General features: G+C 55.8%; 2 protein-coding genes. Both read left to right on the forward strand.

Features of this window, described 5'->3' with window-relative positions:
- The first annotated feature begins 210 nt into the window (after positions 1-210).
- A complete protein-coding gene (locus VQ042_RS25515; RefSeq protein WP_442880252.1) occupies positions 211-948 on the forward strand; it encodes a CBS domain-containing protein in 738 nt (245 codons plus the stop codon).
- A gap of 206 nt (positions 949-1,154) precedes the next feature.
- Positions 1,155-1,415, forward strand: coding sequence for a helix-turn-helix domain-containing protein (locus VQ042_RS25520; RefSeq protein WP_331823040.1), 261 nt, complete (start codon positions 1,155-1,157; stop codon positions 1,413-1,415).
- Positions 1,416-1,508 lie beyond the last annotated feature (93 nt).

Here is a 1,508-nt window from a genome sequence, read left to right on the forward strand (position 1 = left end):
CGATCGGCGGCGGAGACCGAAATGGTAACCCCTGTGCGCATGCAGCAGACTCGCATGCGAGCACACCGATGTGAATCCCACACCGGACTCTTTCGTTCCGGTCAATCCAGTAGTATAAGCTGGTCTCGTATTTGGGAGGGCGTAATGCAGGCCAAAGACGTTATGACAGATGAGGTCATAACTGCCCGCCCCGGTGCGACCGTGGCCGAGATCGCCGAGTTGCTTTTGAAGCATCGCATTAGCGCGGTCCCGATACTGGATGATGCCGATCGGGTCGTCGGAATCGTCAGTGAGGGCGATCTCGTGCTTCGTATAGACGATGCTGCTGATCATGGATCGTGGTGGCTCCGATTGTTCGCGGGTCCAGGATCGCCAGCCGCATACGTCAAGCGGCACGGCCGTCGCGCGGAAGATGTCATGACGCGAAATGTGATCTCGGTCGCGCCGGAAACGCCCTTGGGTGAAATCGCTCATTTGCTGGAGCGCAGACGCATCAAGCGGGTGCCCGTTATTGATCAAGGAGGGCGATTGGTAGGGATCATAAGCCGATCCAATCTTTTGCAAGGCCTCGCGATCACCAAACCGTTGCCAGACACCAAACCCAGCGATGAAGTCTTGCGCAAGCAGGTTTCCGAGGCTTTGAAGGTAGCACCCGGGTTTGTCTCGACTGGAGTGAACGCGACAGTCACGGACGGGCTAGTCGATCTCTGGGGGATCGTCTGGACAGATNTCTTGCGCAAGCAGGTTTCCGAGGCTTTGAAGGTAGCACCCGGGTTTGTCTCGACTGGAGTGAACGCGACAGTCACGGACGGGCTAGTCGATCTCTGGGGGATCGTCTGGACAGATGATGAGGAGCGCGCTGCCCGTCTTGCGGCGGAAAACGTCGAGGGCGTGCGTGGGGTAGCGTCCCATCTCGGTCGGATGTCACCTTACCTTGGGACAGAGTAATCGCTTGCTTCCATGTCGCCTTTGCGGATCGGCATCAGGCATCCTTCTCGGCGTCGGTTAGCACGCGCCGGGGCGGGTGATCTTTTAGATCTTCCTCCGCATGCTGCGCGATCCGTCCACATCTGATAAGGCTAAGTTAGCGCCCCAACTTTGTCACGATTCCGAATGCAAATTCCTGACGAAGGCCAAGATAGAGGGGAAATCCGATGCGCCAGAAAATATCTCTCGATAAAGAAAGAGAAATTGGCGCTCGCTTACGCGGCTATCGAACCTATCGCGGCTTGTCGCAAAGCGATTTGGGCAACCATTTAGGAGTTACATTTCAGCAAATCCAGAAGTACGAAAAAGGCGTCAACCGGATTTCTGGCAATCGCATCTTGGAAATTGCGAAACTTCTGCAAATCCCAGTCGCTACCTTACTCGGCGACGAGGGTACTGATGATCGTCTCATACCGGTCCGCGCTTGATCTGACTCGGTTGTGATTGTCTTGTTTTGGGTGAGCGTGATTCCCTGTTCCCGCCAATGGAGGGAACGAGCGATGGCCTTGAAAATCAACGAG

Source organism: Aurantimonas sp. A2-1-M11 (assembly GCF_036549475.1).
Classification (GTDB): domain Bacteria; phylum Pseudomonadota; class Alphaproteobacteria; order Rhizobiales; family Rhizobiaceae; genus Aurantimonas.